Source organism: [Actinomadura] parvosata subsp. kistnae (assembly GCF_900323885.1).
Taxonomy (GTDB): Bacteria; Actinomycetota; Actinomycetes; order Streptosporangiales; family Streptosporangiaceae; genus Nonomuraea; species Nonomuraea composti.
The window spans coordinates 70,066-89,892 of record NZ_OOHJ01000033.1 but is presented as its reverse complement, the minus strand read 5'-3'; the positions used below and the strand labels follow the sequence as shown (position 1 = coordinate 89,892).

Below are 19,827 nucleotides of genomic sequence, written 5' to 3'. Positions count from 1 at the left end.
ACCCATGCGTGTTTCGCCCCTCCTGCTCGCCGTCCTCACCGCCGCCGCCCTCACCGCCTGCGCAGCCGAACCGGTCACCACCGCCCCGCCCCCGGTCGTCGCCGGCAAGAAGATCAACCTGAGCCCGGAGCAGAACCGGATACGCACCCAGAAGGTCGCTGACATCGCGGCCAAGGTGCCCAAGGAGATCGCCGCCGACGGCAAGCTGACCGTCGGGTTCAGCGCCAGCGGCTCGCCGCCGCTGGTGTCCCCGGCCACCGACGACACCACCCTCATCGGCGTCGAGACCGACCTCGCTCAGCTCGTCTCCGACGTGCTCGGCCTGGAGTTCACCCCGCAGTCCAGCTCCTGGGAGAACCTGTTCCTGGCCGCCAAGTCCGGCAAGTACGAGGCCGTCTTCAGCAACGTCACCGTCACCGAGGAGCGCAAGGACACCTACGACTTCGCCACGTACCGCATCGACCAGCTCGCCTGGCAGGTGCCCGACAACAGCCCCATCAAGGCGATCAAGGGGCCCGCCGACATCGCCGGGCTGCGCGTGTCGGTCGGCTCCGGCACCAACCAGGAGAAGATCCTGCTCGACTGGGACCGGCAGAACCGCGCCGCCGGCCGCAAGCCGGCCGAGATCCTCTACTACGAGAAGTACGGCGACGTGCTGCTCGCCCTCAAGTCAGGCCGCGTCCAGGCGTACTTCGGCCCCAACCCGAACATCGCCTACAACATCGCCGTCAGCGGCGGCTCCCGCATCGCCGGCACGTTCTCCGGGGCCGGGCCGGACCTCCAGGGCCTCATCGCCGCCATGACGAAGAAGGGCAACGGCCTGGTCGAGCCGCTGCACGAGGCACTGAACACCATCATCAGGAACGGCACGTACCAGCAGGTGCTGGAGCGGTGGGGGCTGGCCAACGAGGCCATCCCCGAGTCGCGGGTCAACCCGCCCGGCCTGCCCCGCCAGCCGGCCTCGTGACCGGGCCGGCCGCGCGGGAGCCGGGGGTGGCGGCCGGCAGGCGGTGCCGGCGCCGGGGCAGGCCGTAGGTGGGGTGCGAGGTGGCCCACAGCGCCGTGGCGAGGATGCCCGCCTTGACCAGGGCGACCTTCCGGCCGCTCTGGTGGGCCGGCTTCGCCCGCCCCTCGCGGTCGATCGGCTGCAGGATGGCGTCCCGCCGTCCGAGACTGATGTGGTTGTACGTGTAGACCAGCCTGGTGCGCGGGACCGGGCGCCCGGTCAGCCGTGCCACGATCGCCTCGATGGCCTGCCGGCCGGTGTACCCGGCCGACGCGCAGGACATCGGCAGCGGCCGGCCGTGGTCGCCGATGGCGTACGCGCTGTCGCCGGCGGCGTACACGTCCGGGTGCGAGAGCGAGCGCATCGTGCGATCGACGACGATCCGGCCGTCCCCGGCGACCTCCAGGCCGGCGCCGGCGGCGACGGAGCCGACCGCGAACCCGGCTGTCCACACCGTCGCGTCGGACGCCAGCACGGTGCCGCCGGCGCACAGCACCCGCGTCGCCTCGACGGCTCCGACACCGGCGTGCTCCACGACGGTGACGCCCAGGCGGTCGCAGGCCCGCCGCAGGTGGTCGCGGGCTCCGGCGGAGAGCCGGACGCCCAGCTCGCCGCGCGCGACCAGCGTCACCGACAGGCCGGGCCTGGACTCGGCGATCTCGGTGGCGGTCTCGATGCCGGTCAGCCCGTCCCCGACGACCACGACGCTGCCGCCCCGCCCGGCGAGCCGGTCCAGGCGCTCGCGCAGGCGCAGCGCCGAGGGCCTGGCGGCCACGTCGAAGGCGTGCTCGGCCACGCCGGGGACCCGTTCGACGTCGCCGCGGCTGCCGAGCGCGTACACGAGCGTGTCGTAGCCGAGCTCGCCGTCACCCGTGGCGATGATCCGGCGCTCCGGGTCGAGGGCGGTGACCGGGGCCAGGCGCAGCCGGATCCCCGTGCCCGCGAAGACGTCGGCGAGCATCGGCGCCTCCAGGTCCCGTCCGGCCGCGAGCTGGTGCAGCCGCATGCGCTGGACGAAGTGCGGCGCGGCGTTGACCACGGTGATCGCGGTGTCCTTTGGGGACAGCCGGCGGGCCAGGTTCCCGGCCACGTAGGCCCCGGCGTAGCCGGCGCCCAGGACGACGATGCGGTGCTTCATCCCGTTCACTCCTGTCGTTGCGTGCGCGTCGTTGTGACGACCATGCGGCGTCGGCGCCCCCGGCTTTGTGACACGGCGTTCATGTGACGTGGGTCATCCGGCACGGCTGTCACACGGCGGCGGGCGCCGGCGCCTTGTGCATGAACCGGCAGTCACGGGCGAACAGGCGGGAGCCACGCATGAACGAGCGCAGCGCAGCGACGACGGACCCGGCGACCGAGGCGTTCCTCCGCCACCGCAACCTGCTGTTCACCGTCGCCTACGAGATGCTCGGCTCGGCCGCCGACGCCGAGGACGCCCTCCAGGAGACGTGGCTGCGGTGGACGAAGGTGGACCTCGACCAGGTGCAGGACCAGCGCGCTTACCTCGTCCGGATCACCACCCGGCGGGCCCTCGACCGGCTGCGCACGATGAAGCGCCGCAAGGAGGACTACGTCGGCCCGTGGCTGCCGGAGCCGCTGCTCACCGCGCCCGACGTGGCTGAGGACGCCGAGCTCGCCGAGAGCGTGTCGATGGCGCTGATGCTGGTGCTGGAGACGCTGGCGCCGACCGAGCGGGCCGTGTTCGTGCTGCGCGAGGTGTTCGGCGTCGGCTACGACGAGATCGCCGCCGCCGTCGGCAAGACCCCGGCGACCGTGCGGCAGATCGCGCACCGGGCCCGCCGGCACGTCGACGCCCGCCGGCCGCGCGAGGCGGTCTCCCCGGGCCAGGTGCGGGCGGTCGTGGAGTCGTTCCGGCGGGCGCTCGAAACCCGGGACCTCCAGGGCCTGCTGGACGTGCTCGCGCCCGAGGTCGTCCTGATGAGCGACGGCGGCGGCGTCAAGCAGGCCGCCACGCACCCGGTCGTCGGCGCAGGCAAGGTCGCCCACCTGATCGTCGGCGGCCTCGGCAGGGCCAGGATCGCGCTCACCAGCGAGCCCACCACGGTCAACGGCAACCCGGCGCTCCTCCTGCGGGTGGACGGCGAGCTCGACGGGGTCATCGCGGTCCGCGTCGAGGACGCCCGCATCACCGGCCTCTACTACGTCCGCAACCCGCGCAAGCTCACCCGCATCACCTCCGAGACCCCGCTCACCCTGCGGTGACCCGCCAACCAGTTTCCTTCCCGACAGAAAGGTCATCCATGACGAACCACACCACTGAAGAGCTCGCCGACCTGCGGCTGCCGGTCGAGCGGGACTGCCCGTTCGCCCCGCCCGCCGCGTACGAGCCCCTGCGCGAGCGGGCGCCGGTCAGCAAGGTCCGACTGGCCAGCGGCGGCGAGGCCTGGTGGGTGGCGCGGCACGAGGAGGCCCGGGCCGTGCTCGCCGACCCCCGCTTCTCCTCCGACCGGCGCCACGACGGCTTCCCGCTCTACAGCGTGGACGAGGCGACGCTGCGGCAGTTCCGCAGCCAGCCGCCGCTGATGCTCGGCATGGACGGCGCCGAACACGCCGGGGCCCGCCGGCCGGTGATCGGCGAGTTCACCGTGAAGCGGCTGGCCGCGCTGCGCCCGCGCGTGCAGGCCATCGTCGACCACTTCATCGACGCCCTGCTCGCCGCCGACGAGCGGCCGGTCGACCTGGTGCGGGCGCTGTCCCTGCCGGTGCCGTCCCTGGTGATCTGCGAGCTGCTCGGCGTCCCCTACGCCGACCACGACTTCTTCCAGAGCCGCACCGCCATGATGGTGAGCCGCACCTCGCTCGAGGAGCGCCGGCGAGGCATGACCGAGCTGCGCGCCTACCTCGACGACCTGGTCACCCGCAAGGAGTCGGAGCCCGGGGACGACCTGCTCAGCCGGCAGATCGCCCGGCAGCGCCAGGAGGGCGCCCTCGACCACGGCGCCCTGCTGAGCCTGGCGTTCCTGCTGCTGACCGCCGGGCACGAGACCACCGCGAACATGATCTCCCTCGGCGTGGCCGGGCTGCTCACCCACCCGGACCAGCTGGCCCTGATCACAGCCGACCCGACCAGGACGCCCATGGCCGTGGAGGAGCTGCTGCGCTACTTCACCATCGCCGATGGGGTCACCAACCGGGTGGCCGTCGAGGACGTGGAGTGCGGCGGGGCGAGCATCAAGGCCGGCGACGGCGTCATCGTCTCCACCCTGTCGGCCGACTGGGACCCGGCGGTGTTCGAGGACCCGGCCGAGCTGGACGTCGAGCGCGGCGCCCGCCACCATCTCGCCTTCGGCTTCGGCCCGCACCAGTGCCTCGGCCAGAACCTGGCCAGGATGGAGCTGCAGATCGTCTTCGACACGTTGTTCCGCCGGATCCCCACGCTGCGGCTCGCCGGGCCGGCCGAGGACCTGCCGTTCAAGACCGACGCCGTCATCTACGGGCTGCACGAGCTGCCGGTCACCTGGTGAGGCGAGGGTAGCGCGCGCCCTTTCGATGGACAGAGGCATCCCGGGCGGGTATCTTCTCCGAGTCCCGCCCGTCCCTGCCTGAATCGAGCGTGCCCCCGGCACGCGAGGAAGACGTTCCGTGACCGACCACGTCCCGCTGCGCAGGAACGCGCGCTTCCAGCTGCTGTGGGCCGGCAGCGCGATCTCCCAGCTCGGGTCGGAGCTGACCAGGCTCGCCATGCCGCTGCTGGTGCTGGCGCTCACCGGCTCACCCGGGGCGGCGGGCATCGTGGCCGGCGCCCGCACGGTCGCCTTCGTCGCCGTCCAGATGCCGGCCGGCGTGTGGGTGGACCGGTGGGACCGCCGCCGCACGCTCCTGGCGGCTCAAGGTCTCCAGGCGCTCGCCTCCGCGCTGCTGACGGCGCTGATCGTCACCGGTCAGGTGCGGCTCTGGCACTTCGTCACGCTGGCCGTCCTGGACGGGCTGTGCGCCGCGTTCATCGGCCCCGTCCAGGAAACGGCGATCCGCGGCATCGTCCCTCCAGGTCAGCTGCACGCCGCCTACGCGCAGGAGGAGGCCCGCACCCACGCGGCCGGGCTGATCGGCCCGCCGCTCGGCGGCCTGCTCTACGGCCTCGGGCGGGCGGTGCCCTTCGTCGTCGACACCCTCACCTTCCTCGCCGCCACCCTCCTCTACGCCTTCGCGAAGGTGCCGCGCCGCCCGGCGGCCTCCCCCCGGGAAGCGGAACGGCGGAGCATGCGCAAGGAGGCGGCCGAAGCCGTCGCCTGGTTGTGGCGCCGGCGCGGCCTGCGCGAGGTCACCGCGGCCGTGATGGTGCTCAACCTGCTGGGCGGAGCGTTCCTCATCCCGCTCATCGTGCTCGTCGGCGAGCGCGGCGGCGACGCGCGCGTCACCGGCGCGGTCCTGGCCGGCCTCGGCATCGGCGGGCTGGCCGGCGCGCTGCTGTCGGGCCGCGTCAGCCGGCTCCTGCCGCCCGGCAAGCTGCTGCCGGCTGTCGTGGCCGTCTTCGGCGCCGCGCTGGCGGCCACCGCGCTGCCCTGGGGCGCGTGGTGGCCGATGATCCCGCTGGTGTTCATCACGTTGTCGACGCCCTCCCTGAACGTCGTGATGAACGTGGTGATCGCCCGCATGGTGCCGGAGGCCATGCTCGGCCGGATGGGCGCCGTTCTGAGCATGGGCGGGATGGCGCTCAAGCCCCTCGGGCCCGTCATCGGCGGCGCGCTGGCCGCGGCGCTGGGCGGCGCCGGGGCACTCGTCGTGCTGGGCGCGCTGCTCGGCCTGACCGCCGCCGCGGCCGTCCTCAGCCGGGAGCTGCGCCACTTCACCGGCGAACCCCCTGAAGCCGCGGACGACGCGCCCGCCGGCGACGAGGCCCCGCACACGCCCGCCTAGGGCCCGCTCGTCCTCAGGAGGAGATCCGCTGCAGGGTCTCCCCGTTCGCGCCGGTGAAGACGAGTCGGCGCACGTCGGCTCCGCGCGGATACTCCACGGCCCACAAGCCGAGCCCCGCTGCGACCCGCCGGGTGAGGGTCCCGGGCAGCTTCCTGCCGTCCCTGGTCACCGCGGTCACCCCGTGCACGGCGTCCTTGGCCACGCCGAACCAGACGTCCCTGCCGCGCAGCTTGCCCTGCGTGCGGCCGTACTCGCGGGCGGCCAGCGGCGGGAAGCCGGAGCAGGAGCTGCCGTTCGGCCCGCTCTCGCACAGGAAGAGCTCACCCTTGCGGGGCGCGTCGCTCACCCACATGACCAGCGGCGGGACGGAGGCGATCCTTCCCTTGGGGGGATACCGCCTCTTCAGCTCCGCGAACCCCTTGTAGACCGGCCGCGGCGTCGGGGCCGGGGACGCGGAGGCCGTGGCGGGCACGGCGGCGGCGAGATCGCCCCGTTGCCACGGCTGAGCCGCCCAGGCCGAGAGGACGGCCGCGGCCGTCACCGCCGCCGCGACCCCCGCGACCGCCGCACGGCGGCGTCCCCGGACGGCGCGCCCCGCCGCGACGGCCCGCCCCACGTCCACCGTGGAAGGCGGCTGTTCCTCGCTCGTCAGCGTGTCGAACACCTGCTTGACGTCCATCAGCATTCCTCCGCACGTGCCAGACGGGATTCCGGCTCGCCGAGCATCGCGCGCAACGTGGCGAGGCCGCGGGCGGTCTGGCTCTTGACGGTCCCGGTGGAGCAGCCCAGCGCGTGGGCGGTCTGCTCCACGCTCAGATCGCAGTGGAAGCGCAGCACGAGGGTGGCGCGCTGGCGTGGAGGGACGGCGGCCAGGGCGCGGCGCAGGTCCATGGCCGTGTCCCGGTCGCCGCCCTCGAACGGCTCGTGCGCCATCGCGGGAGTGAGCCGTACCCGCGAGAACCAGCCTCTGCGCTGCTCGGCGAGGAAGACCCGGACCAGCATCACCCGCACGTAGGCGTCGAGGTCGTCGGCCGCCCGCGCCTTGCGCCACTTGACGTAGAGCCGGGTGATCGCCGTCTGGACCAGGTCGTCCGCGCGGTGCCAGTCCTGGCACAACGAGTAGGCGATCTTCCGCAACCACGACAACCGGCCACGCACATAGGCGGTGTACTCCTCATCCACGCTCATGGGACTCCCCGATCGATGACTTCACACAGAGGAGATGCCGCCGGCCCCGGCGCGGGTTGCATGGAGGCGTGGCGCTAGCGCGCGAAGGGGTTCCGGTCCGAGGCGACGGCCGGGAGCATCACCGACCCGAACGTGTCGTACAGGTGCCGCTGCAGCGCCGGTCCGAAGCTCACCCGCGCCACGCCGAGCTCCGCGAGCCGGGCCAGCGACAACCCGCCGTTCCCGTACGCGACGTTGACCGGCCCCGGCAGGCCCTCGGCCAGGGCACGGATCACCTCCGGGTCCGCGGCCCCGATCGGGTAGACGCAGTCGGCGCCGGCCTCCAGGTAGCGGGCGCCGCGGGCGAGCGTGCCCGCGACCTGCTCCCGCGCGGGCCCGGGCCGGCGCAGGAACAGGTCGGTACGGGCGTTGATCACCAGGTCCGCGCCCTGCGCGACCGCCGCCTCGCGGACCGCGGACAGGAAGTCCGCCTGCTCGGTGATGTCGATCATGTCGCCGCTCGCCGGGTGGGAATCCTCCAGATTCAACCCGGCGGCCCCGGTAGCGGCGAACCGCTCGACCAGCTCGGCCGGCGCGAGCCCGTACCCGCGCTCGAAGTCGACCGTCACCGGCACGCGCACCGCCCGCACGATCCGCGCGGCGGCGGCCAGCACCTCACCGACCGGCGCCCGCTCCCCGTCGTCATGACCGAGCACGGCGGCCATGGCCGCGCTGCTCGTCGCCACGGCGGGAAAGCCGGCCGCCTCGATCATCCGGGCCGAGGCGGCGTCCCACGCGTTCGGCACCACCAGCGGCGCGCCCGCCACGTGCAACCGGCGCAGGGCGGCACCCCCGCCGCGCCCGTCCGGATCGAGGCCTGTGGCTGCTGGTGTCGCACGCATGTCGGCTCCTGGTGCTCGCTTGTCGCTGTCTCATGGAGATGGACACCATCAGCGCCGCAAAAGGGTCGGCACGGTCAGTGGCTTGCGAGCCGACGGCGGACGTCCGCCTCGGCGGCCGGCGGGCGCAGCGCGTAGGTGTCGGTCGGCGACGGCGCCGCACCTTCGGGGGCCCGCCCCCGCTCCGGGAAGATGGCCGACCACGCGTAGGGGGTGCTCATGGTGAGTGAAGATATCCAGGACGACCGACGTTTTACGGCGCCGCACACCGTAGCGTGGTCGGTTGTGGCAGATGACCCGAAGACGCGCCCCGCCCAACGTGACCTCGGCCGGGTGTTCAACGAGGTGCCCGACCTTTATGACCGGGCCCGCCCCGGATACCCCGACGCGCTGTTCGCCGACCTCGCCGCCATCACCGGGGTGGGGGAGAGGTCGCCAGTGCTGGAGGTGGGCTGCGGCACCGGCCAGGCGACCCGCTCACTGGCGGCGCTCGGCTGCTCGGTGACCGCGATCGAGCCGGGCGAGAAGCTGGCCGCTCTCGCGTCCCGGCGGCTCTCCGGCGACGTCACCATCGAAAGGTCCACGTTCGAGGAGTGGGACGACCACGGCCGGCGCTTCGACCTTCTCCTGGCGGCGTCCTCATGGCACTGGGTCGACCCGGAGATCGGCTGGCGGCGGGCGCACGCCGTCCTCCGCCCCGGCGGCTGGATGGCGCTGCTCAGCCACGTCGTCGTCCGCCGGCCCGGCGAGCCCGAGATGTACGCCGAGACCGCCGACCTCCACGAGCGCTTCAGCCCCGGCAACCCCGGCTGGGGCCACCCGCCGCTGGAGGACGACGTCCGCACCACCGCCCAGGGCTGGGACGCGCCCGGCGACCTGTTCGGCCCGCCGCTCGTGCGCCGCTACCCGACCGTCCAGCGGCTCGACGGGGCCGGCTTGGCCGACCTCCTCGGCACGACGTCGCTGTACCGCGCCCTCGACCCCGGCGTGCGCGAGGCCCTGCTCGACGCCGTCGCCGAACGCGTCCGCACGCGCATGGGCGACCGGGTGGTCCGCCGCTACCTGAGCGTCCTGTGCGTCGCCCAGCGGGCCGGTTGATCGCGGACGGCGGCGCACCGCCGGGCACGGGGATCGTCTCGATAAGGTGTTCGGCCATGGGGGTCTTGGTCGACTATTTCACGGCGGAGTCGGATGAGGCGGCCGGGCGGGTCATGTCCGGCGGGCCCGCGGGCGCGAAGGTGCCCTACGTCGACTGCAAGGGATGGATCGACGAGCCCGGCGGCCTGGTGGCCGGGCTCACCGGGCGCGACGTCGGCGAGTTCCCCGACAGCGTGGAGGTCGCGGACGACGGTGAGGTGTCGGGCGTGGACCGGGTGATGCCGGAGACGGTCGCCGCGCTCGCCGCCGTGCCGGACGAGCGGGTGCGCGAGTACGCCGAGGACGAGCTGCTGCACCCGTACGAGGTGGAGCGCATCACCGCCTTGCGGGACCTGGCCCGCGAGGCGGTGCGGCTCGGCCGCGGGATGTATCGCTGGACGTGCGTCTGAACGCGGCGAACAGCTCCTCGCGCAGGGCGGGCGGCAGGTCGCGGCCCGGCGGCGGCGGGTCAGTCCTCGGTGAGCACGGCCGTTCCTTCCGAGCCCGTCCCGTGATCCGTGGCCGGCGGCCTGATCCGGTCGCGGGCCTCCTCGACCTGTCGCATGATGCGGCGGGCACCGCACGCCTCTGCGGTGGCGTACGCCTCTTCGGCCAGGGCCAGCGCGTCGTCCAGGCGGCCTTGGGCGGTGGCGATGTAGATCAGGCCCACCTGGTCGGCGGCGGCCCCGGCCAGGAGCCCGATCTCGCGGCGCAGGCGGGCCGAGGTCTCCAGGCGCTCGCGGGCGGCGTCCAGGCGGCCCGCCGCGTGGTCGGCGATTCCCAGGTGCCGCAGGGCCTCCGACCGGGTATGGGGGTCGCCGGCCGCCGTCGCCAGGTCGTACGACTGCCGCAGCAGGGGGACGGCGCGGCCGGGGTCGTCGCGTACGACCTGGTGGTAGCAGCCCTGCCAGAACAGCGACTCCGCCTCGCCCGCCGCGTCGCCGAGCGTCCGGTACAGATCGGTCGCCCGCTCGAACAGGGGCAGCTCGCGCGGGTCCTCGCGCCGGTCGTGGAGGAAGCGCGCGTGCAGGATGCGTCCGCGGGCCAGGGCGAGGCCGGCTTCGACCTGGTCGAGGTCCTGCTCCGCCGCCGCCAGCCCGCCGATGTCGCCGGCGAAGACGGCCCGCTCGTAGGACAGCCTGGCTTTTTCGAGGCGTCCGTCCATGTCCGGCCCGCTCATGTCGATGCTCCCTCGTCCGCGTCAGTCGCCGGTGACCCAGTCCATGTGCTCGATCCAGTGGACGAACAGGGCCCGATCTCCCTGCACGTCAAGGGTGGGCGTCGCGTCCAGCGGGCGGCGTCTGCTGATCACGAGCAGGAGGTCGGTGGCCGGGCCGCGTACCGCGACGTCCGCCTTGGTGTGCCCGTGCTCCAGCACGACCATGTCCGGCTCCCGGCGCGCCACCCACTCGCCCGGTGCGTCGGTGGCGTGGAAGTGCAGGGTCTGGCCGTTGCCGCGCATCGCGTCGGCGAAGCCGGGCCGGTTCTCCCAGTAGCCGCGGGACGTCAGGGTGCCCAGCCAGTCCTCGAGCGCCGCGACGGCGAGCTCGGGCGCCAGCTCGTACGGCAGGCCGAGCGCCGCCGCCGCGTCGGCGCGGTGCACGCAAACCTCGCCGAACAGGCGACGCGACCAGAACGGCACGCCCGCCGCGGCGCCCGACGGATCCCACACCGGGGTGTCGTCCGTGACCGAGGCGAACGCCTGTCTCGCCTCGGCCGCGCCGTCGGTCAGCCAGGCGCGCCACTGGCTCGAATCGGTCGGAGCCGGGACGTAGGCGGCGAACGCCTTGCTCGGCTCGGCCAGCTGCTCGCCCACGAGCATCGTCACCATGCGCTGTGTGCCGCCGACGTGGTCGACCAAGTCGGCCAGCGTCCACTCCGGGCAGGTCGGCACCGGGGCCGTCGCGTCCCTGTCGTGCAGCCAATCGGCGAGGATGTTCGTCTGCTCGACAACTGCTGATAAGTACGCGGATGTGTCCATCGCTGCACCTCCATGTGCTTCGTGGCCCCTGCGCCGGCGTGATTGACGGTGCGGGCGGCGCCGCCCATTCCGGTTCACCCTATTGCGTAAAGGGGCCGCGTGCTGATCTTCTTATGGAGGCGGAGTCGGCCGTGAAAAGGGAATCCCGAACGCTAAAGGAGGGCGCAAGACCCGCCATTGCGGGACCGGCCTCGGGCCTTTCGGCTCAGCAGAGCCCATTGATACTGCGGTGAAGGAGATTACTGTGCCTACTTTCAGACGCGCCTTGGGTGGATTGCTTCTTGCCGGCGGAATGCTCGCCGCGTCACTCACCCCTGCCACGGTCGCGACCGCGCAGACGTCAGGGGACGTCGGCGTCCTTTCGGCCCCCGTCGGTGCACGGTGCGGCGCTTACCTCACCGGTGAGGCGTGGGGCGCGGATCTGCGCTATTACCACTGCGGCGACACCAGAATCTTCATCGAGATAGACAACATCTCCGGGCCCAACCAATACACGTGCGTGGACCCGTGGGAGGACAAGTACATCGCGGAACGCCAGACCGCCGATAACGCCTGGTACATCGGTCTCTGCTGACGCGCATTTCCCGGCGGGGCGAAGGGCGCCCGTTCGGCGGGGCGCCCTTCCGTGAGTTGAAGCCGGTCAGACCACCTTGTAGGCCCAGAGCTCGTAGCCGGCGGGCGTGCTGTAGTCGACGTAGCTGCACCACCAGACGGTCCACCAGCCGGCGCGCTGGCCCAGCTCGCCGGTGATCCGGCAGCTCTCGTACTGGAGGTGCGAGCCGATCAGGGTGAGCTGGGTGTCGGCGGACGCGGGGGTGGAGACGAGGGCGCCGCCCAGTCCGGTGAGGCCGAGGGTGAGGGCTGCGATGAGTGAGAAGCGGGCGAGACGATGGCGCACGATTCCTCCGGGGGCTCGATCGGTGACGAGTCGTTCCTGGAGCATGGGAGCGCTCCCAAGCGCTTGCTCATCGATTGTCCTCAGCCGCGGTGATTTCAACAACCACCGTCTCACCCGCCGGATGGCGGCCGATGTCGCGAGCGCGGTGGGCAGGCGGCGGCCGCCCCCGCCGGCGCCGCATCACCACCAAACTCGTCTGCAACGGAACTATCTGCTAAGGTCCTTGTCCGAGAGATCGCACTCCGTCTCAGGATGATGAGGAAGAGGACATGGACGAGAACCAGTCAGGGCCCGCCCCTCGCGCACTCACCGACGAGGAGCTGGTGAAGCTGCTCGACGGCCAGCAGTTCGGCGTGCTGGCGACGGTCAAGCGCAGCGGCCACCCCGCCATGTCCACGGTCCTGTACCGCTGGGACCCGGCCGGCCGGATCATCAGGATCTCCACGACGGCCGGCCGGCTCAAGGCCCGCCAGGTGCGTAACGACCCGCACGTCTCCCTGCACGTGCAGGGCCCCGACGTCTGGTCCTTCGCCGTCGCCGAGGGCGAGGCCGAGGTGTCCGCCGACGCGGACGACCTGCTGGCCTTCGCGGGCGAACAGCCGGATCCGGCCGCCTTCCTGGAGCAGCAGGCCCGCGAGGAGCGCGTGATCATCAAGATCAAGGTGTCCCGCCTGTACGGCACGGCCCTCGACTTCTCGTGAAGGGTCGAGCCGCCGATCCGGCGTGCGCGCCGCGAAGCACGAAGTCCGCCACCCGGTCCAGGAAGGCGTCGTCGAGCGGGTGGCCGAGCATGAGCCAGTGGAAGTAGAGCGGGCCGGAGATCATCTCCAGCAGGAAGCCCGGGTCGGTGCCGGCGGGCAGCTCGCCGCGCGCGACGGCGCGCTCGAAGATGACCCCGGACGCCTTGAACCGGGCCGGCCAGAACCTGTCGAGCAACTCGTACAGATCCGCGTTCGCGGGCGGCGGCACCGCGTGTGCCTCGGGCCCGCTGATCGACATCCCTCACAACCTGTCTGCGCAAGCAACTATTCCGGCGCGCCGGCGTCGCGGTCCGGGTCGAGCCGCGACCAGATGCGGGCCAGGTCGCGCAGGTCGTCCTCGTCCAGCCGGTCGAGGAAGGTGCGGCGCAGGTCGTCGTACTGCCGCCGCCACGCCTTGCGCAGCAGGTTGCGGCCCTCGGCGGTGAGGACGGCGACGTATCCGCGCCCGTCCTCCTCCGCCCGGCGGCGCTCGATGAGCCCGCGGCGTTCGAGCCGGTCGGCCAGCCGGGTGAAGCCGCCGGTGGACATCACCCGCCGCTTGGCCAGCTCGGACATGCGCATGCCGGCGCGGCCGGCCTGGGCCAGCAGGGCCAGGACGCTGTACTCGGCCATGGTCACGTTCAGGGGGGCGAGGCCGGCCTCGATCTCCCGCCAGATGCGGTCGTGCACGTACAGGAAGCCCTGCCAGGCCTCGTCCTCGAGCGGGTTCAAACGCGGGGTCGCCATGCCGGCACACTATCGGGACGCCACCCCGGCACAACCTGACTGCGCAGGCAGCATCCGTGCCACGGATCGGACCGGCCGGCATGGAGACGACCTTCTCGACCTCGCGGACGCCGTCATGCCGGCCGGTACTCGCCCGGGTTTCAGGACAGGACGGCGGGCCTGAGGGTGCGGGCGCACCAGTGCTCGAAGGTGGTCGGGCCGGTGATGTCCGGGGTGCGGGTGACACCGGCGTCGAGACCTTCGTCCTTGGCCCGCTTCATGGCGACGATGCCCTCGGCGAACGCCTCGTCGAGGCCGTAGCGGAGGAGGTCGGCGCGCAACTCGCCGAGCGGCTGGCGTTCGTAGCGGACGGGGCGGCCGAGCTGCTCGGTCATGATGCGGGCGAGATCGTTGGGGGACAGGTCCTGCGGCCCGAGCACCGGGACGCTGCCGGCGCCGGTCCACGAGCGGTCGAGCAGCAGGCGGGCGGCGACGGCGGCGATGTCGGCGACGGCGACCAGGGGCGCCTTGCGGTCGGCGGCCACGGCGTCGGTGAAGACGCCCCGGTCGCGGATGGAGGCGGCCTCCTCCAGGAGGTTCTCGTAGAAGGACGGGCAGGCCAGGGCCCGGTACGCGGCGCCAGTGCCCGACAGGAGGTCGTCCATCGCCAAGGAGGCGGTGACGAGCCCGGCGCGGCCGGCCGGAGGGGTGCCGCGGCCGAGGGCGGAAACGCCGACGACGTGACCGACCCCGTGGGCGGCCAGCGCCTTCGCGGCGGGCCGGGTGAAGCCGACCCAGGCCTGCTCCGGGGTCAGGGACGCGTCCGGGGGAACGAGCCAGAAGACGGCGTCCGCACCCTCGAAGGCCCGCTCGACCACCGCGGCGTCGCCGTGCGAGCCGGTGACCACCTCGACGCGCCCGCGTGCCGCGTCCGGCAGCCGCGCGGGGTCGCGCACGATCACGCGCAGCTTCTCGCCGGAGCCGAGGAGCCGGGTGAGGAGGTGACGGCCGATGTTCCCGGTGGGGGCAGTGATGACGATCATGAAGAAACCTCAGGGATTGGTGTCGGGTGGATACGCGTCCATCCTGAGGAACGGCCCGGTGATGCCACAATGGGAACTTCAGCAAGGGATTGTTGCTCGAAATGGAATGATGTAGGTGGACAGCCCCCACGCGGCCCTCGACGCCAACCTCGCCGTCGCCCTCGACGCCCTGCTGACCGAGCAGAGCGTCACCCGCGCCGCGGCCCGGCTGCGCACCTCGCCGGCCGCCATGAGCCGCACCCTCGCCCGCCTCCGCCGCACCCTCCAGGACCCGCTCCTGGTGCGGGCCGGGCAGGCCATGGTCCCCACCCCGCGTGCCCTGGCGCTGCGCGACGAGGCCGCCGCGGTCGTCCGCCGCCTCGACGCGCTGCTCAGGCCCGCCGGCGACACCGACCCCGCCACCCTGCGCACCACCTTCACCCTCCAGGCCGCCGACCTGGTCGGCACGGCGCTCGCCCCCGGGCTGCTGCGCCTGGCCGGGCAGGAGGCGCCGGGCGTCTCCTTCCGGCTCCTGGCCGAGGAGTGGGAGGCCAGCCCCGCCCTCCGCGACGGCCGGATCGACCTGGAGGTCGGCTCCATCGACCACGTGGACCCGGAGACCCAGGTCGAAGAGCTGGTCACGCTCCGGATGACGGCCGCCGTCCGCCCCGGCCACCCCCTCGCCGGCCGGCCGCTGGACGCGGCGCGGCTCGCCGCCGCCGAACACGTCGTGGTCAGCCGGCGCGGCCGCTTCACCGGCCCCCTCGACGCCGCCCTGGCCGAGCGGAACCTCTACCGGCGCGTCACCGCCGTCCTGCCCAGCCACCTGGCGGCGATGGCGCTCGCGGCCCGCAGCGACGTCGTCTGCCTCGTGCCCGCCGCGCTCCCCGGCGAGCCCGAGTCGCCTCTCACCCACACCGCCACCGACCTCGGGCTGCGCCTCCTCGACATCCCCCTGCCGCTGCCGCCCCTGACCATCGGCATGGCCTGGCACCCCCGCCAGGCCGCCGACGGAGCGCACCGCTGGCTGCGCGACGCCGTCCGCCGCACGCTCCGCGCGCCGGCCCAGGGCCCGGGTCAGGCCGCCGGCGGGGCGTAGCCGAGCAGGCCCTCGTTGGTGACGCCCGTACCCTCGCAAGTGGACGCCGCCGACACGAAATGGTCGCCGAAGCCGGGGATGTGGCAGCGGTAGAGCGGCACGTACGCGCTCGACGGGCGGGTCTCGTGGATCCAGCCCTCCGTCTGCACGATCGTGGTCTGCTCGCCCTCGCAACCGGGGTCGACGGAGATGAAGTAGTCATCGGCGCCCGCCCGGCAGTTGTACAGGGCGCGGGTGCCGGGCTGCGGGGCCGACCACAGCGTCCAGTTCCCCTCCCGGGTGTAGCCGGCGGGCGGCGTGCCGGTGGTGACCAGGTGGCGGTGGTCCTTGACGTACCGGGTGAACGGCTTGCGCACCGGCGTCTCGCCGTCCGCGCAGGTCACCTTGCGGCGCATGACGCGGGCGTTGTCCCAGTTCGGCTGCAGGCTGGGCCACTGCAGGTAGTACAGGGAGAAGTCGGTGCCCAGGTCGGCCGGGTCCGGGCCGTTGCCGACGGGCGTCACGTACGCGTTGAAGTAGCCCGGGTCGCGCGCCACCGGGAAACGCTCCGACCAGCCGCCGAGGCCGTCGCCGGACGTGGACAGGACGATCTCGCGCTCCGAGACGCCGGCGGCCATGACGTACGCGTTCATCGCCTTGCTGCGAACCACCTGCGGGCCCCACGCCATGGGCCGGCCCGGATTGATGTCGGCAGACGAGCCGCCCCAGGCGGGCTCGTCCCACCTGCCGCCGCCGCTGTACTTGTGCCACGGCACCACCGTGCCCTGCTGCGCGGCCGCGATCACGTCCTTGAGCGGCGCGCGGGCCACCGACAGGCCGGCCGGCACCTGCTGCCCGTCGGCCAGGCGGTGGTCGGCGAAGTACAGGTGCAGGTACGCGACCCCGTCACCGCCCTCCACCACGGTCAGCTGCGGGATCCCCAGGTCGGCGTTCCAGGTGGCCCGGTCGATCGGGATGTCGGGCTGCACCACCTTGCCGAGGTACGTGGTCACGCCGGTGGCCGGATTCAGGCGGCCCAGGTGGAGCTCGGCGTAGAACTGGTCGCCGGCGACGCGCCGCTCCAGGTGGAGGGTCTGCAGGACGATCCCGGTGCCGGGATCACGGTAGACCGCGCCGCCACCGGCCCAGATGTAACCCGTGGGCACGCCCTGGAGCTGGGTGGAGAAGGCGACGCCGTCCCGTACCGGATCGGCCAGCGTGCCCTTGACGGTCACGTTGCGCTGCGGGCGCGAGGCGACGCTGCCGCCGAACGCCGCCGCGATGTGGAAGTAGTACGTGCCCCGCCCAGAGCGGTGACGCCGAACGGGCCGTCGGGCCAGCCGTCGAGGCCGAGCCGGTCGCGGGTGGCGTCGGACACCGCCACCTCCGGCCGGCCGACGACGAACGCGGCACACCCGGCCGCGGCGGCCCTCTGCGCTGTAACGGGCGCCGGTGCGCCGTGCAGGGTGAGGACGGCTCCGAGGGTCACGGCGAGCGCTCCATGCCAGGCGTGCAACATGTCTCCAGATGTACGGTCAGATCGTTTGCGCGGGGAGCCTACGGGCGCGCCTCCGGCCCTGCCGGACACATCAGCAAACGTGAAAACGTCGGCCTCCCGCGTGAGGGCCGCCGCCGGTCTCAGGCGGGCTCGTCGCGAGCGCTCCAGGCCATCGGCATGCCCGCCCGGCCATGACCCCGATCCGCACCGCGTCCGCGACCCCGATCCCGGCCGCGTCCCGCACCCGGACGCGGCCTCTACTCTGGTCACCCGGGCAACGACGACAGGCGGGTGGGGGAGTGGCGGAGCTGTGGAGGTCCGAGCGCCTCGTCCGGCTGGCTCCGGCCGGCGCGGTCGCCTGCAGCGCCCTGCTGCCGCTGGTCCAGGTCGGGCTGGCGTTCAGCTACGTGGGCAACGGCGTCGGCACCGGCTTGTGGAGCCTGGCTGCGACCGCGGCCTACCTGCCGCTGCATCTGCGCCACGTCCGGTACGCCGCCCGGGCGCACCGGCCACCCCTCGGCGGCTGGTCGCTGGCGGCGATGACCGTGGTCATCCTTGGCGCCACCCCGCTGGCCGGGAACATGTGGCCGCGGGCGTACACGGCCCTGGTGGTGTCGTTCCTGCTGGTCCTGCCCGCGCCATGGTCGTACCTGGGATACGTGGCGGTGGTGGGCGCGACGGCGCCGGTGGCCCACGCGCTCGGGCTGTCGTGGGCGGCCGCGCCGTGGCTGACGTTCTCGGTGCTGGGCGGCAGCGCGGCGTTGCTGCTGCTCACGTGGCTGGCCGCCGCACTGACCCGGTTGCAGGCGGCCAGGGAAGCGCTGGCCCAGCGGGCCGTCATGCAGGAGCGGCGCAGGATCGACGACGACCTGCGCCACAGTCTCGGCGGCGCGCTGGAGTCGATCGCGGCGCGCGGCGACCGGGCGGCGAGCAAGGTCGCCGAGCGTGAGCCGGCCGCCGCGGCGGAGGATCTGACCGGGCTCGCCGACGAGTCCCGGCGCACGCTGGCCGAGGCCAGGCGGCGGGTACGCGGCTACCGTCAGCCGTCGCTGCGCGCCGAACTGGAGACCGCCGCCAGCCTGCTGACCGCGGCCGGCATCGTCACCCGCCTGGACCTGCCGCGCGGCGGCATCCCCGACACCATCGCCCCGAGCTCACGAGGTGCCCTGCGCGCGACGCTCACCCGCCTCCTGCGCGCCGCACCCGCCGGCACCTGCACGATCACGGCGACCACCCTGAACGGCCGGGTGCGACTCGTCGTGCGTGCCGGCGACACCACCGAGACGATCGAGGTACGGCCATGACGGCCTCCATCGCGTCGCGTGAGGGGCGGGGTGTGCTCGCCTCGGTCGCGTCGCGTGAGGGGCGGGGTGTGCTCGCCTCGGTCGCGTCGCGTGAGGGGCGGGGTGTGCTCGCCTCGGTCGCGTCGCGTGAGGGGCGGGGTGTGCTCGCCTCGGTCGCGTCGCGTGAGGGGCGGGGTGTGCTCGCCTCGGTCGCGTCGGGAGAGGGGCGGTGCGTGATCGCCTCGATCACGTCGCGAGAGGGGCGGGCGTGACGGCCTCGATCCCGCCGCGATGGGTGCTGCGGCATCCGCGCCGGCTCCTGATCGCCTTGCACGTGCCGCTGGCCGCCCAGGCGCCCGTCTACACCAGCCTCGGCGCCGACGGCTCGCCGCCCACCGGCCCGCTGCCCGCGATCCTGCTCGCCGCCGTGATCCTCGCGCTCCAACTGCGGCACAGCCTGGCCGACGCCCGGGGCGAGCGGCCCGCGGGATGGCGTTGGAGCCTCACGGCGGTGCTGCTGCTCACCTATGCCCCGATCTGGGCGCTGGGCCTGAACTGGGTCAGCATCAGCACCCTCACCATGGCCTCGACGCTGATGCTCCTGCGCGGCCTGCCGCGGCTGGTGGCGGCCGCCGCCCAGCTGTCGGTCTTCGCGGCCCTCCAGCTCGTCGCGACGCTGCCGACACCGGGGTTCAGCGTCTGGCAGATCGTCATCCTGGAGCTGTACGCCGTGATCGTCCCCACCCTGTTCGCCGCGGCTCTGGCAGGCGGGGCCCGGCTGGTGCGGCTGGTGGACGAGCTGGAAGCGGCCCGTACGGAGCTGGCCGCGACGGCGGTCGGCGCGGAGCGGATCCGGGTCTCGCGCGACCTGCACGACCTGCTCGGCCAGAGCCTGTCGGCGATCTCCCTCAAGGGCGACCTGGCGCTGCGGTTGCTCGCCAAGGACAGCGCCGCCGCCCACGCCGAGATCGAGAGCCTGACGGGGGTGGCCCGCGACGCGCTGCACGGCGTACGGGCGATCACGCGCGACGAGCACACCGTGTCGCTGCGCGCGGAGATCGACGGGGCCGCGGCCCTGCTCGGCGCGGCGGGGGTGGACACCCGACTGGACGTGGCCGACCTGCCGCCGCTGCCCGCGCCCGCCCAGAACGCCCTGGCCTGGGCCGTCCGCGAGGGCACCACGAACCTGCTGCGCCACAGCGAGGCCGGCTCGTGCACCCTCACGCTCTCTCAGCAGGGCGGGAGAGTGCGGCTGGAGATCGTCAACGACGGTGTGCGCGGCGAGGTCGGCCACGGCTCGCAGCGGGGTTCCGGGCTCGCCGGGGTGGCCGAGCGGGCCGAGGCCGCCTCCGGCTCGTTCCAGGCCGGTGCCCGCGACGGCCGCTTCCGGCTGTCGGTGGAGGTGCCGGCCCAGGGCGGGTGATGCGCGCACCGGCGTACCCCGCCTGAACCGCGTACCTGCGTACACTGCGTGATCCGCGTACCTGCGTACGCCGCGTGACCTCGGCTCGCCG

At 73.4% G+C, this 19,827-nt stretch carries 25 protein-coding genes; 12 read left to right on the top strand and 13 right to left on the bottom strand.

Annotated features, from left to right (window positions below; genetic code table 11):
• Positions 1–4: 4 nt before the first annotated feature.
• A complete protein-coding gene (locus KIS93_RS61690; RefSeq protein ID WP_080038102.1) occupies positions 5–967 on the top strand; it encodes an ABC transporter substrate-binding protein in 963 nt (320 codons plus the stop codon).
• On the opposite strand, the gene KIS93_RS61685 is transcribed toward KIS93_RS61690, so the two are convergent.
• A complete protein-coding gene (locus tag KIS93_RS61685) occupies positions 930–2,144 on the bottom strand; it encodes an NAD(P)/FAD-dependent oxidoreductase (RefSeq protein ID WP_080038103.1) in 1,215 nt (404 codons plus the stop codon). The two genes, KIS93_RS61690 and KIS93_RS61685, sit on opposite strands and share 38 nt — an antisense overlap.
• A gap of 179 nt (positions 2,145–2,323) precedes the next feature.
• On the opposite strand from KIS93_RS61685, the gene KIS93_RS61680 reads away from it, so the two are divergent.
• The 3 genes from KIS93_RS61680 to KIS93_RS61670 all read left to right on the top strand — a co-directional run bounded on the left by KIS93_RS61680 (position 2,324) and on the right by KIS93_RS61670 (position 5,884).
• Complete coding sequence (locus KIS93_RS61680) at positions 2,324–3,229, top strand: RNA polymerase sigma-70 factor (RefSeq protein ID WP_080038104.1); 906 nt, start codon at positions 2,324–2,326, stop codon at positions 3,227–3,229.
• Between the two features lie 38 nt (positions 3,230–3,267).
• A complete protein-coding gene (locus KIS93_RS61675; RefSeq protein WP_080038105.1) occupies positions 3,268–4,491 on the top strand; it encodes a cytochrome P450 in 1,224 nt (407 codons plus the stop codon).
• Between the two features lie 118 nt (positions 4,492–4,609).
• Positions 4,610–5,884: an MFS transporter gene (locus KIS93_RS61670; RefSeq protein ID WP_230466104.1), complete on the top strand. Its 1,275-nt coding sequence runs from the start codon at positions 4,610–4,612 to the stop codon at positions 5,882–5,884.
• Between the two features lie 13 nt (positions 5,885–5,897).
• On the opposite strand, the gene KIS93_RS61665 is transcribed toward KIS93_RS61670, so the two are convergent.
• The 4 genes from KIS93_RS61665 to KIS93_RS61650 all read right to left on the bottom strand — a co-directional run bounded on the left by KIS93_RS61665 (position 5,898) and on the right by KIS93_RS61650 (position 8,171).
• Entirely contained in the window at positions 5,898–6,563 is a 666-nt protein-coding gene (locus tag KIS93_RS61665) for a hypothetical protein (protein ID WP_080038107.1), read from the bottom strand.
• A complete protein-coding gene (locus tag KIS93_RS61660; protein WP_155126876.1) occupies positions 6,563–7,072 on the bottom strand; it encodes a SigE family RNA polymerase sigma factor in 510 nt (169 codons plus the stop codon). The genes KIS93_RS61665 and KIS93_RS61660 overlap by 1 nt, the downstream gene beginning before the upstream one ends.
• A 74-nt stretch (positions 7,073–7,146) precedes the next feature.
• Positions 7,147–7,953: an isocitrate lyase/PEP mutase family protein gene (locus KIS93_RS61655; RefSeq protein ID WP_080038108.1), complete on the bottom strand. Its 807-nt coding sequence runs from the start codon at positions 7,951–7,953 to the stop codon at positions 7,147–7,149.
• Between the two features lie 74 nt (positions 7,954–8,027).
• On the bottom strand, positions 8,028–8,171 hold the full coding sequence (locus KIS93_RS61650) for a hypothetical protein (RefSeq protein ID WP_155126879.1): 144 nt from the start codon (positions 8,169–8,171) through the stop codon (positions 8,028–8,030).
• A gap of 64 nt (positions 8,172–8,235) precedes the next feature.
• On the opposite strand from KIS93_RS61650, the gene KIS93_RS61645 reads away from it, so the two are divergent.
• The gene (locus KIS93_RS61645; protein WP_222108185.1) at positions 8,236–9,048 is read left to right on the top strand and encodes a class I SAM-dependent methyltransferase; all 813 of its coding nucleotides are present in this window, start codon (positions 8,236–8,238) and stop codon (positions 9,046–9,048) included.
• A 56-nt stretch (positions 9,049–9,104) separates the two neighbouring features.
• Positions 9,105–9,497: a hypothetical protein gene (locus KIS93_RS61640; protein ID WP_080038110.1), complete on the top strand. Its 393-nt coding sequence runs from the start codon at positions 9,105–9,107 to the stop codon at positions 9,495–9,497.
• Between the two features lie 59 nt (positions 9,498–9,556).
• Here the strand turns inward: KIS93_RS61640 and KIS93_RS61635 are convergent, their stop codons facing one another.
• Complete coding sequence (locus KIS93_RS61635; protein ID WP_080038111.1) at positions 9,557–10,267, bottom strand: hypothetical protein; 711 nt, start codon at positions 10,265–10,267, stop codon at positions 9,557–9,559.
• Between the two features lie 21 nt (positions 10,268–10,288).
• Positions 10,289–11,068, bottom strand: coding sequence for a maleylpyruvate isomerase family mycothiol-dependent enzyme (locus tag KIS93_RS61630; protein WP_080038112.1), 780 nt, complete (start codon positions 11,066–11,068; stop codon positions 10,289–10,291).
• 229 nt (positions 11,069–11,297) lie between these two features.
• Here KIS93_RS61630 and KIS93_RS61625 point away from each other — a divergent pair, with 229 nt between their 5' ends.
• Entirely contained in the window at positions 11,298–11,642 is a 345-nt protein-coding gene (locus tag KIS93_RS61625) for a DUF6355 family natural product biosynthesis protein (RefSeq protein WP_155126882.1), read from the top strand.
• A 66-nt stretch (positions 11,643–11,708) separates the two neighbouring features.
• Here KIS93_RS61625 and KIS93_RS61620 read toward each other — a convergent pair whose 3' ends face one another.
• Positions 11,709–12,011 (bottom strand): hypothetical protein, encoded by a 303-nt coding sequence (locus tag KIS93_RS61620; RefSeq protein WP_186405171.1) that lies wholly within the window; start codon positions 12,009–12,011, stop codon positions 11,709–11,711.
• A gap of 224 nt (positions 12,012–12,235) precedes the next feature.
• On the opposite strand from KIS93_RS61620, the gene KIS93_RS61615 reads away from it, so the two are divergent.
• Positions 12,236–12,667: a pyridoxamine 5'-phosphate oxidase family protein gene (locus KIS93_RS61615; RefSeq protein WP_080038115.1), complete on the top strand. Its 432-nt coding sequence runs from the start codon at positions 12,236–12,238 to the stop codon at positions 12,665–12,667.
• Here the strand turns inward: KIS93_RS61615 and KIS93_RS61610 are convergent.
• The 3 genes from KIS93_RS61610 to KIS93_RS61600 form a co-directional block, all read right to left on the bottom strand.
• Complete coding sequence (locus tag KIS93_RS61610; RefSeq protein ID WP_080038116.1) at positions 12,624–12,965, bottom strand: TetR-like C-terminal domain-containing protein; 342 nt, start codon at positions 12,963–12,965, stop codon at positions 12,624–12,626. The two genes, KIS93_RS61615 and KIS93_RS61610, sit on opposite strands and share 44 nt — an antisense overlap.
• Positions 12,966–12,991: 26 nt before the next feature.
• The gene (locus KIS93_RS61605; RefSeq protein ID WP_222108184.1) at positions 12,992–13,453 is read right to left on the bottom strand and encodes a MarR family winged helix-turn-helix transcriptional regulator; all 462 of its coding nucleotides are present in this window, start codon (positions 13,451–13,453) and stop codon (positions 12,992–12,994) included.
• A 140-nt stretch (positions 13,454–13,593) separates the two neighbouring features.
• Positions 13,594–14,475, bottom strand: a complete 882-nt coding sequence (locus tag KIS93_RS61600) for an NAD(P)H-binding protein (RefSeq protein WP_080038117.1) — start codon at positions 14,473–14,475, stop codon at positions 13,594–13,596.
• 115 nt (positions 14,476–14,590) lie between these two features.
• On the opposite strand from KIS93_RS61600, the gene KIS93_RS61595 reads away from it, so the two are divergent.
• On the top strand, positions 14,591–15,553 hold the full coding sequence (locus tag KIS93_RS61595; RefSeq protein ID WP_080038118.1) for a LysR family transcriptional regulator: 963 nt from the start codon (positions 14,591–14,593) through the stop codon (positions 15,551–15,553).
• On the opposite strand, the gene KIS93_RS61590 is transcribed toward KIS93_RS61595, so the two are convergent.
• Together KIS93_RS61590 and KIS93_RS61585 are read right to left on the bottom strand one after the other, a co-directional pair.
• Positions 15,532–16,767 carry a hypothetical protein gene (locus tag KIS93_RS61590; RefSeq protein WP_186405170.1) on the bottom strand — a complete coding sequence of 412 codons (1,236 nt, stop codon included), beginning with the start codon at positions 16,765–16,767 and terminating at the stop codon, positions 15,532–15,534. The genes KIS93_RS61595 and KIS93_RS61590 overlap by 22 nt on opposite strands.
• The gene (locus KIS93_RS61585; protein WP_186405169.1) at positions 16,764–17,021 is read right to left on the bottom strand and encodes a hypothetical protein; all 258 of its coding nucleotides are present in this window, start codon (positions 17,019–17,021) and stop codon (positions 16,764–16,766) included. Before KIS93_RS61585 ends, KIS93_RS61590 begins: the two co-directional genes overlap by 4 nt.
• Positions 17,022–17,329: 308 nt before the next feature.
• Between KIS93_RS61585 and KIS93_RS61580 the strand changes: the two genes are divergently transcribed.
• Genes KIS93_RS61580 through KIS93_RS61570 form a run of 3 tightly spaced genes read left to right on the top strand, consistent with a single transcriptional unit; the run spans position 17,330 to position 19,736 of the window.
• On the top strand, positions 17,330–18,334 hold the full coding sequence (locus tag KIS93_RS61580; protein WP_080038120.1) for a sensor histidine kinase: 1,005 nt from the start codon (positions 17,330–17,332) through the stop codon (positions 18,332–18,334).
• On the top strand, positions 18,331–18,585 hold the full coding sequence (locus KIS93_RS61575) for a hypothetical protein (protein ID WP_155126885.1): 255 nt from the start codon (positions 18,331–18,333) through the stop codon (positions 18,583–18,585). The genes KIS93_RS61580 and KIS93_RS61575 overlap by 4 nt, the downstream gene beginning before the upstream one ends.
• The gene (locus tag KIS93_RS61570; RefSeq protein WP_080038121.1) at positions 18,582–19,736 is read left to right on the top strand and encodes a sensor histidine kinase; all 1,155 of its coding nucleotides are present in this window, start codon (positions 18,582–18,584) and stop codon (positions 19,734–19,736) included. The genes KIS93_RS61575 and KIS93_RS61570 overlap by 4 nt, the downstream gene beginning before the upstream one ends.
• Positions 19,737–19,827: the final 91 nt, after the last annotated feature.